The 14536-nt window shown below is 65.6% G+C and carries 12 protein-coding genes and 1 pseudogene; 6 read left to right on the top strand and 7 right to left on the bottom strand.

Going from position 1 to position 14536, the window contains the following annotated elements; genetic code table 11:
* Positions 1-40 precede the first annotated feature (40 nt).
* Both hflX and ToN1_RS24645 read left to right on the top strand, forming a co-directional pair.
* Positions 41-1348, top strand: a complete 1308-nt coding sequence (gene hflX / locus ToN1_RS01285; protein ID WP_169207270.1) for a GTPase HflX — start codon at positions 41-43, stop codon at positions 1346-1348.
* 197 nt (positions 1349-1545) lie between these two features.
* Positions 1546-1818: pseudogene (locus tag ToN1_RS24645) on the top strand (integrase core domain-containing protein); the annotation flags it as partial.
* A gap of 35 nt (positions 1819-1853) precedes the next feature.
* Here ToN1_RS24645 and ToN1_RS01275 read toward each other — a convergent pair.
* Entirely contained in the window at positions 1854-2858 is a 1005-nt protein-coding gene (locus ToN1_RS01275; protein ID WP_169207271.1) for an AraC family transcriptional regulator, read from the bottom strand.
* 340 nt (positions 2859-3198) lie between these two features.
* Here ToN1_RS01275 and ToN1_RS01270 point away from each other — a divergent pair, with 340 nt between their 5' ends.
* From ToN1_RS01270 to ToN1_RS01260, 3 genes are read left to right on the top strand one after another with little or no spacing between them, the layout of a single operon-like run.
* Positions 3199-5595, top strand: a complete 2397-nt coding sequence (locus ToN1_RS01270) for a 3-hydroxyacyl-CoA dehydrogenase/enoyl-CoA hydratase family protein (protein WP_169207272.1) — start codon at positions 3199-3201, stop codon at positions 5593-5595.
* Between the two features lie 22 nt (positions 5596-5617).
* A complete protein-coding gene (locus tag ToN1_RS01265; protein ID WP_169207273.1) occupies positions 5618-6814 on the top strand; it encodes an acetyl-CoA C-acyltransferase in 1197 nt (398 codons plus the stop codon).
* Positions 6815-6845: 31 nt separating this feature from the next.
* The gene (locus tag ToN1_RS01260; protein ID WP_169207274.1) at positions 6846-8639 is read left to right on the top strand and encodes an acyl-CoA dehydrogenase; all 1794 of its coding nucleotides are present in this window, start codon (positions 6846-6848) and stop codon (positions 8637-8639) included.
* Between the two features lie 339 nt (positions 8640-8978).
* Here the strand turns inward: ToN1_RS01260 and ToN1_RS01255 are convergent, their stop codons facing one another.
* The 6 genes from ToN1_RS01255 to cydP are packed head-to-tail and all read right to left on the bottom strand — an operon-like array spanning position 8979 to position 12947.
* Positions 8979-9482: an OsmC family protein gene (locus ToN1_RS01255; protein WP_210147961.1), complete on the bottom strand. Its 504-nt coding sequence runs from the start codon at positions 9480-9482 to the stop codon at positions 8979-8981.
* Between the two features lie 10 nt (positions 9483-9492).
* Positions 9493-9795 (bottom strand): cyd operon YbgE family protein, encoded by a 303-nt coding sequence (locus tag ToN1_RS01250; protein WP_169207276.1) that lies wholly within the window; start codon positions 9793-9795, stop codon positions 9493-9495.
* A 3-nt stretch (positions 9796-9798) separates the two neighbouring features.
* Complete coding sequence (gene cydX / locus ToN1_RS01245) at positions 9799-9933, bottom strand: cytochrome bd-I oxidase subunit CydX (RefSeq protein WP_169207277.1); 135 nt, start codon at positions 9931-9933, stop codon at positions 9799-9801.
* Between the two features lie 27 nt (positions 9934-9960).
* Positions 9961-11100 (bottom strand): cytochrome d ubiquinol oxidase subunit II, encoded by a 1140-nt coding sequence (gene cydB / locus ToN1_RS01240; protein WP_169207278.1) that lies wholly within the window; start codon positions 11098-11100, stop codon positions 9961-9963.
* A 10-nt stretch (positions 11101-11110) separates the two neighbouring features.
* Positions 11111-12742 (bottom strand): cytochrome ubiquinol oxidase subunit I, encoded by a 1632-nt coding sequence (locus ToN1_RS01235; RefSeq protein WP_169207279.1) that lies wholly within the window; start codon positions 12740-12742, stop codon positions 11111-11113.
* On the bottom strand, positions 12732-12947 hold the full coding sequence (gene cydP / locus ToN1_RS01230; RefSeq protein WP_169207280.1) for a cytochrome oxidase putative small subunit CydP: 216 nt from the start codon (positions 12945-12947) through the stop codon (positions 12732-12734). Before cydP ends, ToN1_RS01235 begins: the two co-directional genes overlap by 11 nt.
* Before the next feature lie 179 nt (positions 12948-13126).
* On the opposite strand from cydP, the gene ToN1_RS01225 reads away from it, so the two are divergent.
* Positions 13127-14479 (top strand): sigma-54 interaction domain-containing protein, encoded by a 1353-nt coding sequence (locus ToN1_RS01225; RefSeq protein ID WP_169207281.1) that lies wholly within the window; start codon positions 13127-13129, stop codon positions 14477-14479.
* Positions 14480-14536: the final 57 nt, after the last annotated feature.

The raw sequence follows: 14536 nt of genomic DNA, 5'->3' as shown, positions 1-14536 counted from the left end.
GTACTATCCGGTCTTGCTCACTCAAGGGACGCATCTCCAAATGCAAAGGGAAGTCCAGGAAACCCCCCGATACGCCGTCGTCGCGGCCGTACAACTGCCGAATGTGAGCGACGTCGAGTTCGAGGCGTCGCTGACCGAGCTGCGCGAACTCGCAAAGACATTGGGGCTGACCGTCGTCCACACCTTCGTCCAGAAGCGTTCCGGCTTCGACACGAACGGCTACCTCGGCGTCGGCAAGCGGCAGGAGATCCGCGAGTACGTCGATGGCAGCAGCGCTCACGAGATCGACGCGATCCTGGTCGATCACGAGATCTCGCCGTCGCAGGCGCGCAACCTCGAAGTCGAGGTGGGCTGCGAGGTGATGGACCGCACCATGGTCATCCTCGAAATCTTCCATCGCAACGCGCGCTCGCGCGCCGCCCGCGCACAGGTCGAGATCGCGCGCCTCGGTTACATGGCGCCGCGCCTGCGCGAAGCGGCGAAGCTCGCCGGGCCCCAAGGGCGCCAGCGCAGCGGCACCGGCGGCCGTGGGGCCGGCGAGTCGCACACCGAGCTCGATCGGCGCAAAGTGCGCGACCGCATCGCCGAGCTGCAAGAGGAAATCGACGCGATGGAGGTCGAGCGCAAGACGCAGCGTGCGCGACGGCAGGGGCGCCAGAGCCTCGCCGGGGTTGCGCTGGTCGGCTACACGAACGCCGGCAAGTCCACCTTGATGCGGGCGCTCACCGGCAGCGAAGTGCTCGTCGCCAACAAGCTCTTCGCGACGCTCGACACCACCGTGCGCGTTCTCTACCCGGAAAGCGTGCCGCGGGTGCTCGTCAGCGACACCGTCGGTTTCATCAAGAACCTGCCGCACGGGCTCGTCGCGTCGTTCAAATCGACGCTCGACGAAGCGCTGGACGCATCGCTGCTGCTCCACGTCATCGACGCCAGCGATCCGGGATTCCAGCGCCAGCTGGAGGTCACGGACCACGTGCTCGAGGAGATCGGCGCCGACGTCCTGCCGCGCCTGCGCGTCTTCAACAAGATTGACCACGTCGGCGATGCCGACGCGCAAGCGGAATGCGAAGCAGCCCTGCGGGCGCAGTATCCCGACTGCGTCGTAATGAGCGCCCGTCGCCCCGACGAGGTCGCGAAGCTGCGGCAGAAGATCGTCGCGTTCTTCCAGCAGGATCTGGTCGCCGCCGAATTGTTCCTTCCCTGGTCCGCGCAGCAATGGCGCAAGGACATCTACGCGAACTGCGAAGTGCTGGAGGAGCGCGCGGAGGACGAGGGCGCGTTCTTCCACGTGCGCGGCGAGCGCGACACCGTGGAGAGCCTGCGCGAGCAGTTCGAGCAGGTGCGGTGAGGCGAGGGTAGATGCAGAACCCGGCCATTCCTCACGCCGGATTCCGCGCGCTTCCGTCCGGAATTGCATTCACGCCCAGGTCGCGCATCGGGCGCCGTTCGCGCAATTCGTTGCAACGGCGCGAGCCTCACCGAATCTTCCAATCCAGCAAGGGCCACCCCTTTGCTTTGAATCGCCCCATTGGCTGCGCCTAATTCCGCTACAGCGAGCGAATGGCCGAAGAGGGCGTCGAGCGGTCGGTCGGCAGCTACGACAATGCGCTGGCCGAGACCATCAATGGACTGTACAAGGCGGAGATCATCCACCGGCGCGGTCCCTGGAAAAGCGTTGAAGCGGTCGCGTTGGCCACGCTCGAATGGGTCTAATGGTTCAACCTCCATCGGTTGCTTGAGCCGATCGGGTACATTCGGCCTGCTGAAGCCGCGGCAAACTATGACCGCAGTCGAACTGAGCAGGCGATTGCTGCCTGACTCAAACAAAACGGCCTTCGCGAAACCCGTGCGATTCACTTCGGGCGATAGGCGCCCGGCGTGCTGCCGGTCCATTTCCGGAACGCGCGATGGAAGGTGTTGGGGTCCTCGAAGCCGATTTCCTGGCCGATGACGGCGATCGGGGTATCGGTCTTCGTCAGCAGTTGAATCGCCGCATCGCGGCGGAGTTCGTCCTTGATCGCCTGGAAGGTGGTGCCTTCCGCTGCCAGCCGGCGGGTCAGGGTGCGCAAGGACAGGTGCAGGGCGCTGGCGGTCTGGGCGGCGGTGATCGGATGGCTGAGACGCGGGCGTAAGTGCTCGCGGACCTTCTGGCTGGTCGGGTGCTTCTCGAAGGCCACGAACATCCAGTCGCCGGGGGCCCGGGCGAGGAACTGGGCGAGCGACCGTCGATCCTGACGGATCGGGGTCGCCAGCTGGGAGGCCTCGAAGTAGAGCGCTGATACCGGTTGCTCGAAAGACACCGGGCCCGGATAGAGAAAACCGTATTCCGATGCGTGGCTCGGGCGTGGATAACTGCAGTCGACGCGCGCCAGCGTCATGCGGTGGCCGGTGAGCCACGAGGCCACGCCGTGGATCAGCTTGAGCATGATCTCCTGCCCGAAGGTATTGGCCGCCGCCTGAGGCGCCTGCGGTATCAGGGCCATCCGGATGAGCTCGCCCTGGCGAGAAAGCTCGATGCCGAAGTCGTCCAGGACCAGATGGAAGAAGCGGGTGAAGCGGAACAGGGCGGTCTGCAGCGTCGCAGAGTCCATCAGGCTCAGGCAGAGAAACTTCAACGAGCCCGAGCGCACGGGGCGGGAGAACATGCCCGGCAATTCGTCGTCCAGCTGGCGGGCCAGTTGCCGGTAGAGGGTGGCGAACTGTTCGGTGGTCACCCTGGCCGTTTCCGCCTCGAGCAGGACCGGAGCGATCCCCGCCCGCGCCAGCGCTTCCGCCTGTGCATCGGGCGGCGTGCCGCCCAGCAGATTCAGGACGAAGGACATCGGTACCGTGCCGGCAGAGATTTCGGTCGGGGTCATGGCGTTGTGCGTCGCATCACGATATTGGCCGATTATGCAAGTTTTTAGGCGTAAGCGGTGATCGGCATCACAACGGATCGTTCATAGAATCGCCAGTGAAATCCAAAGATTGGTTGGATTGGATCGCCCGGCGCCTGGTTCGACACAGCAATATTCTGTCGATGCGGGAAGCCTGGTTAAGGCGCAAATCGCATGTCGTCAGGCGATTCCAATTATCCGGAGACCCCGCTCTTGCCCGCCGAATCCACGCTGGAGCGCAGCAGCGTCGGCAAGATCAACAAGAAATTCATCCGCGAACAGCTGGCCGCCTGACGGCCCTCGCAAACCAGGAGACCATCGCGTGAACAGACTGCAAGTCAAGAAAACCGCCGTGCTCGGCGCCGGCGTCATGGGGGCGCAGATCGCGGCCCACCTCGCCAATGCCGGCGTGCCGGTCGTCCTCTTCGACCTTCCCGCCAGGGAAGGCGACAAGAACGGCATCGTTAGGAAGGCCATCGACGGCCTGAAGAAGCTCGAGCCGGCGCCGATCGCCAACAAGGCGGCGCTGAAGCTGATCTCGGCGGCCAACTACGACGAGCATCTCGGCGAGCTCGCCGGCTGCGACCTGATCATCGAGGCGATCGCCGAGCGCATGGACTGGAAGAACGAGCTTTACGGCAAGATCGCGCCGCACCTCTCGCCCGCTGCCATCGTCGCCTCCAACACCTCCGGCCTGTCGATCGACGCGCTGTCGCAGGCGCTGCCGGCGGACGTTCGTCCGCGCTTCTGCGGCATCCACTTCTTCAACCCGCCGCGCTACATGCGCCTCGTGGAGATCATCGCGACGCGCACGACGGATGCGGGCACGCTCGACGCGCTGGAAACCTGGCTGACTTCGCGCCTCGGCAAGGGCGTGATCCGCGCCCTCGACACGCCCAACTTCGTCGCCAACCGCATCGGCGTCTTCTCGATCCTGGCGGTGATGCACCACACCCAGCGCTTCGAGCTCGGCTTCGACGTTGTGGACGCCCTCACCGGGCCGAAGATCGGCCGTCCGAAGAGCGCCACCTACCGCACCGCGGACGTCGTCGGCCTGGATACCCTGGCCCACGTCGTGCGCACCATGCACAACACGCTGCCCGACGACCCGTGGCATGCGCACTTCAACGCCCCGGCCTGGCTGGAGCAATTGATCGAGAAGGGCGCTCTGGGCCAGAAGACCAAGGGCGGCATCTTCCGCAAGGTCGGCAAGGACATCCACGTGCTCGATGTCGGTCTGCAGGATTACCGCCCCTCGACCGGCGAACTGAGCGCCGACGTGGCGGGCATCCTGAAGGACAAGAACCCGGCCAGCCGCTTCGCCGCGCTGCGCGCTTCGAAGGATCCGCAGGCGCGATTCCTGTGGGCGATCTTCCGCGACGTCTTCCACTATGCGGCCGTGCAGCTCGAATCGGTCGCCGACAATGCCCGCGATCTGGACCTCGCGATGCGCTGGGGCTTCGGCTGGGCGCAGGGGCCGTTCGAAACCTGGCAATCCGCCGGGTGGGCGGACATTGCCCGGGCCATCGCCGCCGACATTGCCGCCGGCCATACGATGAGCGACGCGCCGCTGCCGGCCTGGGTGCTGGACGGGCGTGACGGCGTGCATACGCCGGAGGGCTCGTGGTCGCCGCGCCGCAAGGCCTATGTGCCGCGTTCGGAGCTCCCTGTCTACCAGCGCCAGCTCTTCCCCGAGGCCGTCCTCGGCGACGGCTCCCGGTCGCCCGAGCAATCCGGCGAGACGCTGTTCGAGAACGACGGCGTCCGCCTGTGGCGCCTGCCGGCGGTCGATGCCGGCATCGGCATCCTCTCCTTCAAGTCCAAGATGCACGCCATCGGCTCCGAAGTGGTGGAAGGCGTGGTCGCGGCCGTCCGCCAGGCCGAGCACAGCCTCGCCGGTCTGGTCATCTGGCACCATCCGCCGTTCGCGGTCGGCGCCAACCTGGCCCAGGTGGCGGAGGCATGCGCGGCCGGCGATTTCGCCAAGCTCGACGGTTACGTCGCCGCCTTCCAGCAGGCCGGCCAGACGCTGAAGTACGCGGCGGTGCCGGTGGTGGCAGCGGTCCAGGGCATGGCCCTCGGCGGCGGCTGCGAGTTCGCCATGCAGGCGACGCGCCGCGTGCTGGCGCTGGAAAGCTACATGGGCCTGGTCGAGGCCGGTGTCGGCCTGATTCCGGCGGGCGGCGGCTGCAAGGAATTCGCGCTGCAGGCGGCGGAATGGGCGGGGCGGACCGCGACCCCGGCCGAGCTGATGGCCCTCCTGCAACCGGTGTTCATGAACATCGCCACGGCCAAGGTCTCGAAGAGCGCCGCGGAGGCGGTGGACTACGGCTTCGCCCGCACGACCGACACCGTGCTGTTCCACCCGGACGAGCTGCTCTACGTCGCGCTCCGCGAAGCGCGTGCGCTGGCCGAATCCGGCTACGCGCCCCGCGCCTCGGCACGGGCCGTGCCGGTCGCCGGTCGCGGCGGTATCGCGACGCTGGAGATGACGCTGGTGAACATGCGCGACGGCGGGATGATTTCCGCCTACGACTACCAGGTCGCCCGCGCTGCGGCGGTCGCGCTGTGCGGCGGCGAGGTCGATGCCGGCAGCCTGGTCGACGAGGCCTGGCTGCTCGCGGTCGAGCGCCGGCTGTTCGTCGAGCTGCTGAAGAACCCCCAAACCCAGGCCCGGATCCAGCACATGCTCGAAACCGGCAAGCCGCTCCGCAACTGATCGGCCGACGAGGAATACCCAAATGAGCAAACAGATTCAGGAAGCCTACATCGTCGCCGCGACCCGCCTGCCGGTCGCGAAGCGCAATGGCATGTTCAGGAACGCCCGCCCGGACGACATGCTGGCCCACGCCATCCGCTCGGTGGTCGCGCAAGCGCCGGGCGTGGATCCGGCCCGCATCGGCGACGTCATCGTCGGCTGCGCCATCCCCGAAGCCGAGCAGGGCATGAACATCGCCCGTATCGGCGCGCTGCTCGCCGGCCTGCCGAATACCGTCCCGGGCATCACGATCAACCGCTTCTGCTCCTCCGGCCTGCAGGCCGTGGCGGATGCCGCCAACCAGATCCGTCTCGGCCTCGCCGACGTGATGATCGCCGCCGGTACCGAGTCGATGACCGCGATGTCCAACATCATGGGCAACAAGGTGATGCCCAACCCGGCCTTCTTCTCCGACGAGAACATCGGCATCGCCTACGGCATGGGCCTGACCGCCGAGAAGGTCGCGCAGCAGTGGGGAATCAGCCGCGAGGCGCAGGATGCCTTCGCCGAGGCGTCCCACCGCAAGGCCTGCGCGGCGATTGCCGCCGGCCATTTCAAGGCCGAGACCTCCCCCTTCACGGTGCGCGACTACAAGCCCGATCTCGCGACCGGCGAAGTCCGCCAGCGCGATCGCACGCCGACCGACGACGAAGGCGCACGGTCGGACATTTCCGTCGAGAAGCTCGCCAAGCTGCGCCCGGTCTTCCATGCCAAGGGCTCGGTCACGGCGGGCAACGCCTCGCAGATGTCCGACGGCGCGGGCGCCGTGATGCTGGTTTCGGAGAAGGTCCTGAAGGAGCACAACCTGACGCCGCTCGCCCGCTTCGCCGGCTTTGCCGTCGGCGGCGTGGCGCCGGAGATCATGGGCGTGGGCCCGATCGTCGCGATCCCGAAGGTGCTGCAGCAGGCCGGCATCCGCAAGGAAGACCTCGACTGGATCGAACTGAACGAAGCCTTCGCCGCGCAGGCGCTCGCCGTGATGAAGGAGCTCGACCTCGATCCGTCGAAGATCAACCCGCTGGGTGGCGCGATCGCGCTCGGCCACCCGCTGGGGGCCACCGGCGCCATCCGTACCGCGACGCTACTGCACGGCATGCGCCGTACCGGCGGTAAGTACGGGATGGTCAGCATGTGCATCGGCACCGGCATGGGTGCCGCCGGCATCTTCGAAAGCATCTGAATAGATAACGACAGAGAGAGGGAACACTACTATGAGCGATTACATCGCCCCCGTGAAAGACATGCGCTTCGCGATGGACGAGCTCGTCGGTCTCGACGGCATCGCAGCGCTGCCCGGCTTTGAGGAAGCAACGCCCGACATGGCGGACGCCGTCCTCGAGGAGGCGGCCAAGTTCGCCAGTGGCGTGCTGGCGCCGCTCAACCGCAGCGGCGACATGCAGGGCTGCAAGCTCGGGCCGGACGGCGTGGTCACCGCCGACGGCTGGAAGGAAGCCTACAAGGCCTTCTGCGAGGCCGGCTGGAACGGCCTGGCCTCGCCGGCGCAGTACGGCGGGCAGGGCCTGCCGGAGACCTTCGGCATCGCGGTGAAGGAAATGGCGGCGTCCGCGAACCTCTCGTTCTCGCTCGGCCCGATGTTGACCGGCGGCGCCGTCGCCGCGCTGCTGACCTGCGCCAGCGACGAGCTGAAGGCCACCTACCTGGAGAAGATGATCTCCGGCGAGTGGACCGGCACGATGAACCTGACCGAGCCCAACGCCGGTTCCGACCTGGCCCTGATCCGCAGCCGCGCCGAGCCGCAGGCCGACGGCAGCTACCGCGTCTTCGGCCAGAAGATCTTCATAACCTACGGCGACCACGACATGACGGACAACATCGTCCATCTCGTCCTCGCCCGTCTGCCGGACGCCCCCGCCGGCGTGAAGGGCATCTCGCTCCTCCTGGTGCCGAAGTTCCTGGTCAATGCCGACGGTTCGCTCGGCGAGCGCAACGACGCCTACTGCGTGTCAATCGAGCACAAGCTCGGCATCCACGCCAGCCCGACCTGCGTCATGGCCTTCGGGGATAACGGAGGCGCCGTCGGCTATCTGCTCGGCGAGGCGAACCGCGGCCTCGAGTACATGTTCATCATGATGAACGAGGCCCGCATGGGCGTCGGCCTGCAGGGCGTTGCCCTCGGCGAGCGTGCCTACCAGCAAGCCCTCGGCTATGCCCGCGAACGCAAGCAGGGCCGCGATGCGGTAACCGGCGAGGCGCTCGTCAGCATCGACAAGCATCCGGACGTGCGCCGCATGCTGATGCTGATGAAGTCGCGCGTCGAAGCCTGCCGCGCCGTCACCTACTTCACCGCCGGCCTGCTCGACCGGGCCCACGCCGGCACCGACCCGGAGCAGAAGAAGTGCGACCTGTTCCTGGCCGAACTGCTGATTCCCGTGGTCAAGGCCGGTGGCACGGAGATGGCGGTCGAGGTGACCTCGCTCGGCATCCAGGTGCATGGCGGCATGGGTTTCATCGAGGAGACGGGCGCCGCGCAGCACTGGCGCGACTCCCGCATCACGACGATCTACGAGGGCACCACCGGCATCCAGGCCAATGACCTGATCTTCCGCAAGCTGATGCGCGACCAGGGCGCCACCGCCAAGGTCGTCTTCGGCGAGGTGCGCGGCACGGCCAAGGACCTGCTGGCGTCCGCCCGCCCGGAACTGCGCGTCATCGGCCGGCATCTACTGGCCGCCACGCAGGCATGGTCCGACGCCACCGAGTGGGTGCTGGGCAACGCCAGGTCGAATGCCTCCGCCGTGCTGACCGCGGCCGTTCCCTACCTCAATCTCGCCGTCGTCGTCTGCGGCGGCTGGATGATGGGCAGGGCTGCACTGGCCGCGGCTGGCTACCTCGACAAGGAGGAGGGCGACCAGCGCTTCTATCGCAACAAGATCGCCACTGCCGGCTTCTACGCCGACCAGCTGCTCACTCAGGCGGAGGTCTGGACCAAGGTGACGATGACCGGCGACACGGCGATTCGGGGCATCGAGGACTTGTTCGAGTAAGCGCTATGGGGGGCTAGGATGGTGTGCCGTGCGGTGACGGGGAGTCTGATTGTCGTCGACGAACACGGACCGGAGCAGGGCGATGCCGACTGAAGGGCCTGCGCGAGATCTGCGTGACTTCATGAAGCCTCATGCTGCCGCCGCCATGCATCTGCAACGGGCGCGTGGTGCGGACAACTAATTTCGCACAGCGGGTTCGCGACTCATGGCGGGCACCTCCTGCGGAAGGGGATACAACCCGGGGAAGGACCTTCGACAAGGGGCATGTCCGCATGCTGCTAGTCCCCCCGGCTACGCTTGTCGCGCTGATCACACGTAGCCGCCTCGGGCGCTTTCGATTCACGTCGCCACTGCGGCTGCCCCCTGTGTTTCGATCACGGCGAATTCCACTTCGGCGCCCGCCGACACGATCTCCTTGACGGCGCAATGCGCAATGGAATCGAGCACCCTTGCACGCTGTTCGTCCGAAAAGCCCTCCGGAAAGCTGACTTCGGTCTTGAACTTGTGCAGCGTGAGCGGCCCTCTCGGCCCTGCGAAGGGACGGCTCTCGATGTGGATGCCGGCGGCCGAAACGCCGAGTTCCTTGCATGCTTTTTTCGCATACACGGCCGCACAGCCTGCGAGCGTCGCATAGAAAGCTTCCAGCGGATTCATATCCGATCCGTTCACGGCATAGCGGATTTCGTGCTTGCCGCTCGTCACGATGATCTGCGGATTGTCTTCAACAGTTACTGAATACACGTTCCACTCCTTGAGGGGGTTGAGTCCGCGTTCCGTGCGGGCGGAGACGCAGTCAAAATATAAGCGCATGCTAATATACAAAAGTTCGGGCGAGACTCGCAACACCCTCGCCTCAGTACCGCAGCAGGAGTGCCGCGGCGAGGGCGATGCCCGCGAGGCAGGCGGGTGCGGAAAACAGCAGGCGCCACGCTGCGGCGCGCGGGGTGAATCCCACGCCCGAAACGAATCCGGCGCTCATGGCCCAGAAGAGCGCCGCGGCGGCCCAATGATCGGCCGTTCCCTTGGCAGTAGTGAGCGCTCCGGGCCACGCGGTGATGAAAAGCATGATGAGAATGGCGGCGAGCAATGCGGGAAAATTCATGCCCGAGTGAACGGCCTGCTTGGCCGACCGGTCACCATGGCCGCTCGCGCTCATGATTCAGTTCTCCTCGCCCTCGGGCAATGCGGGCCGGCGCGAAACGCTGCGTGCTTCCTCGTTCTCGCCCCACATCGCATTGAGGATCGCGAGCAGAACCGCGAACCCGATTCCCAGCACCCAAGCGAAATACCACATGGTCGTTCTCCTGTCGGTTGCGGCGGATCAGTACGCCGAATGTTCGTGTTCGCGGATATACGCGGCGGTGACCTTGCCCGACATCACCTTGTAGGCCCAACTGGTGTAGGCGATGATGATCGGCATGAAGATCAGCGTTGCGACCAGCATGATGCCGAGGGTGCGTTGGCTCGAGACCGCGTCCCACACCGTGAGGCTCGCGTTAGGCATCGTCGATGACGGCATCACGAACGGGAACATCGAGACGCCGGCGGTCCCGATGACGCCCACAATGGCGAGGGATGACGCGACGAATGCAGCAAGGTGGCGTCCCCGAGCGACCAGGACGAGCGCCGCGACCCCCGCGACGTAGGCGAGTACGGGCACGATCAGCGTCGCGGGAGCGCGTTGGTAGTTGTCGAGCCACGCGCCCGCCTGAGCCGTCACGGTTTTCGCCAGCGGGTCGGGCAGAGCGGACGGATCGATGACCGAGGTGATGGCGTAGCCGAAGCTGCCTCTTGCGACCCATACCCCCGCCGCGCTGAAGGCGACGAGCATCAGGATGCCGAACACGATTGCGGCGCGGCGCGATCGGCGCTCGATGTCCCCCTCGGTACGGTAGGCGAGGTAGATTGCGCCGTGGAAGGTGATCATCGCCGTGCTGACGATGCCTGCGAGCAGCGCGAAGGGGTTCAGCAAGCCCCAGAACGACCCCGTGTAGTAGGGCACCAGATGGTCGTCGAAGTGGAACGGCACGCCCTGCAGCAGGTTGCCGAAAGCCACTCCGAAGATCAGCGGCGGGACGGCACCGCCGACGAACAGCCCCCAGTCCCAGGTTTTGCGCCACACGGCGTTGTCGATCTTGCTCCGGTAGTCGAAGCCCACGGGACGGAAAAAGAGCGCCCACAGGACAGCCAGCATCGCCCAGTAGAATCCGGAGAAGGCACTCGCATAGACCAGCGGCCACGCCGCGAAGATCGCGCCCCCTCCCGTGATGAACCACACCTGATTGCCGTCCCAGTGCGGCCCGACGGTGTTGATGATGACGCGGCGTTCCTCGTCGGACCGTCCGACGAACGGGAGCAGCGTGCCGACGCCCATGTCGTGGCCGTCCATGATCGCGAATCCGACGAGCAGGACCCCGACGAGCAGCCACCAGATGACTTTCAGCGTTTCGTAGTCAAGCATTTCTGTCTCCTCACTGGGGGGCTTTGATTGGGGCTTTGTCTGCAATCGGTGCAGGGATCACCGCCGGCGAGAGCGGTCCTTCGTCGGTGGAACGTTCGGATTCGCCGTAATAGCGGCCGGTCCCCAAGCTGCTGGGTCCCATGCGCGCGAACTTCACCATCAGGTACATCTCGACGACGAGCAGCAGCGTGTAGAAGCCGACAAAGCCGGCCAGCGAGCCGTACAGGCTCTCCACCGTCAGGGTCGATACCGATAGGTGCGTGGGCAGCACGCCGAAGATCGTCCAGGGCTGCCGGCCGTACTCCGCCACGAACCACCCCATCTCGCACGCGAGCCAGGGCACGGGCAGGAAGATCAGCGCCCATCTCAGGAGGCCCCGGCGTTCGGCGAAATCGCCCTTCACCGAGTGCCACAGCGCGAGGCCGAAGAGCACCAGCATCGCGAAGCCGAGCGCGACCATCACGCGGAAGGTCCAGAACAGCGGGGTCACCTTCGGCAGCGTGTCGCGTGCTGCACGGTCGATAAGTTCGGGCGTGACCTGATCCATCGAGGATACGTACTTGCGCAGCAACAGGCCGAAACCCAGGTCCTGCTTCACCTTGTCGAAGGCTGCCCGCGCGTTCGGGTCGCCGGGCGTCTTACGCAGGTGCTCGAGCAGTTTCACCGCCTCGATGCCCGTGACCACCCGTTCCCGGTTGTGTGCCAGGATCTGCTTCAGTCCCGGCAATTCCTTGTCGAGCGAGCGGGTTCCGATGAGGCCCATCACCCAGGGAATGTGAATGGCGAAGTCGTTCTTCAATTGCGCTTCATTCGGAAGCGCGATGAGATTGAAGCTCGCAGGCGCCGGCTCGGTGTCCCACATCGCCTCCATCGCCGCGAGCTTGGTCTGCTGCGCCTCACCGATCGAATAGCCGGATTCGTCGCCCAGCACGATCACGGAGCACACGGACGCGAACCCGAACGCCGCGGCGATGCGGAAGCTGCGTTTCGCGAACTCGACGTCACGCCCGCGCAGGAGATACCAGGCCGAGATCGACAGCACGAACATCGCGCCCGTGACATAGCCCGCCGAAACGGTATGGACGAACTTGCCCTGGGCCACAGGGTTGAAGAAAACGGCCCAGAAATCGGTCAGTTCCATGCGCATCGTCTGAAAGTTGAATTCGGCGCCGACCGGGTTCTGCATCCACCCGTTGGCAATCAGGATCCACAGCGCGGAGAGGTTCGTGCCGACGGCCATCAGGATCGTCACCAGCAGGTGCTGGCGGCGCGGGAGGCGGTCCCAGCCGAAGAAGAAGAGCCCGATGAAGGTGGACTCGAGAAAGAACGCCATCAGGCCCTCGATCGCGAGCGGCGCGCCGAAGATGTCGCCGACGTAATGCGAGTAGTAGGCCCAGTTCGTGCCGAACTGGAATTCCAGGGTGATACCGGTCGTCACGCCGAGGGCGAAATTGATGCCGAAGAGCTTGCCCCAGAAACGCGTCATGTCCTTGTAGATGACCTTCCCGGTCATGACATACACGCTCTCCATGATGACCAGCATCCAGACCATGCCGAGGGTGAGCGGCACGAAGAGGAAGTGGTACATCGCTGTCGCCGCGAACTGCAGGCGCGACAGGTCGACCAGTTGCTCACTGAGCATGTTTATCTCCAGGCGGTTGGGGTGTGCGGAGGGCATCCGCGCTGTCCGCAGGGTGCGGAGCGATGAACCGGGCCGCGGCGGCCGGCGGATCGACCTCGACCTGTACGTCGCGCAGGGCGAACCACCACAGCGCGGTCAGCAATGCGAGTTTCAGGGCAATGACAAGAACGAGTTCGCGGCGCAGGCCGCGGTCTTCTGGAGTCATGACATCGGTTTCTCCATGTCCATTTGGAATGGTAGAAACCAAGAAACGTGCCAGAAGGTAAAACGAGCCATACCTTGATGTGGATCAAGGATTTGCCGTGGGGGCGGCAGGATTAGGTTGACCTCGGTGCTGCCATAACGGCAGACTAAGCCGATCTAGAAGCTGTCAGGATGGCAGTCATGCCACATGCTGTGCGTCCCCTGCCGGAGCTGGTCTCCTTTCTGGAGAGTCTGTCCGAGCCGCATATCGTGTTCGACCGGAATTACCGGATCGCGGCCGCGAACGCCGCCTACCGCGAGGCGTTTCCCGATCGCCGGCAAGTCGTGGGGCGGCGCTGCTACGAGGTGTCCCACCACTACACCGTCCCGTGCGAGCAGGCGGGCGAATCCTGCCCGCTCGCGATGAGTCTTGCGTCGGGGCATCGGGAGCGCGTGCTGCACCTGCATCACACTTCGCGTGGCGAGGAGTACGTGAACATCGAGCTGTCGCCGCTGCGCGATGCGAGCGGCGAGATCGTCTGGTTCGTCGAGAAGACAGAGCCGCTGCATGTCGCCCGCGGCGTCTCGGGCCGCTCCGGCCTGATCGGGCGCAGCCCAGCTTTCCAGCGCATGCTGGAGCTCGTCGCCCGCGTGGCTCCTTCGAATGCCAGCGTCCTCCTGCAAGGGGAATCGGGTACCGGGAAGGAACTCGTCGCCGCTGCGGTCCACGAGGCGAGTCGCAGGGCAGAACATCCCTTCGTTGTCGTCGACTGCTCGGGCCTGACGGAGACGCTCTTCGAGAGCGAGCTCTTCGGCCACGAACGCGGGGCCTTCACGGGAGCCGTCTCGCGAAAGGCCGGGCTCGTCGAGGCGGCCAGCGGCGGCACGCTCTTTCTCGACGAAGTCGGCGACATCCCGCTGAGCATGCAGGTGAAGCTGCTTCGCCTGCTGGAGACCGGAACCTATCGCCGCGTCGGCTCCACCGAGTTGCAGCACGCCGACATCCGGCTGGTGTCGGCAACGCACCGCCCCCTGCAGGAAATGATCCGCGACGGACGTTTCCGGCAGGATCTCTATTACCGCATCAACACCTTTCCGATCCACGTGCCGCCCCTGCGCGAACGACCCGAGGATCTGCCGCTCCTCGTTACGTCGCTGCTCGAGCGGGTGGCACCGCAGCAGGGCGTCACGGTGTCCGATGCCGCAATGGAACTACTCTCCACCTATCCGTTTCCCGGCAACGTTCGCGAGCTTCGCAACGTGCTCGAGCGCGCGAGCCTGATGTGCGACGGCAAGCGGGTCGAACCCGAGGATCTTCCCGCCGAGTTCCGAGGGATGGGCGAGTCTCGGTCACGAGACCACCTGCCTGTCACTTCCCGGGGAGAAACCGGGGGCGACCGGGGGAGCATCGATATTCGAAAGATTGAGCGGGAGCTGTTGATGGGTGCGCTGAAGGCGCACCGCGGCAATCGCCAGGAGCTCGCGCAGAAGCTCGGGCTTAGCGAGCGCACGTTGTATCGACGCTTGCGCGCGCTGGCTGACGAGGGCAAGTAGATGACGGGGAGTGAAGCGGCGTAGGCTGGACCCATCCGGGCGTGTAAGACGCTACGG

The organism is Aromatoleum petrolei (genome assembly GCF_017894385.1).
Classification (GTDB): Bacteria; Pseudomonadota; Gammaproteobacteria; order Burkholderiales; family Rhodocyclaceae; genus Aromatoleum; species Aromatoleum petrolei.
This window is presented reverse-complemented; position numbering and strand designations above follow the sequence as displayed.

Coding starts and splice junctions, on each gene's coding strand:
- ToN1_RS01235 (WP_169207279.1), bottom strand. CDS start 12,742: ATGCTCAGTGAGCAACTGGTCGACCTGTCGCGCCTGCAGTTCGCGGCG.
- ToN1_RS01265 (WP_169207273.1), top strand. CDS start 5,618: ATGAGCAAACAGATTCAGGAAGCCTACATCGTCGCCGCGACCCGCCTG.
- cydP (WP_169207280.1), bottom strand. CDS start 12,947: ATGACTCCAGAAGACCGCGGCCTGCGCCGCGAACTCGTTCTTGTCATT.
- ToN1_RS01275 (WP_169207271.1), bottom strand. CDS start 2,858: ATGACCCCGACCGAAATCTCTGCCGGCACGGTACCGATGTCCTTCGTC.
- ToN1_RS01225 (WP_169207281.1), top strand. CDS start 13,127: ATGCCACATGCTGTGCGTCCCCTGCCGGAGCTGGTCTCCTTTCTGGAG.
- hflX (WP_169207270.1), top strand. CDS start 41: ATGCAAAGGGAAGTCCAGGAAACCCCCCGATACGCCGTCGTCGCGGCC.
- ToN1_RS01250 (WP_169207276.1), bottom strand. CDS start 9,795: ATGAGCGCGAGCGGCCATGGTGACCGGTCGGCCAAGCAGGCCGTTCAC.
- cydB (WP_169207278.1), bottom strand. CDS start 11,100: ATGCTTGACTACGAAACGCTGAAAGTCATCTGGTGGCTGCTCGTCGGG.
- ToN1_RS01260 (WP_169207274.1), top strand. CDS start 6,846: ATGAGCGATTACATCGCCCCCGTGAAAGACATGCGCTTCGCGATGGAC.
- cydX (WP_169207277.1), bottom strand. CDS start 9,933: ATGTGGTATTTCGCTTGGGTGCTGGGAATCGGGTTCGCGGTTCTGCTC.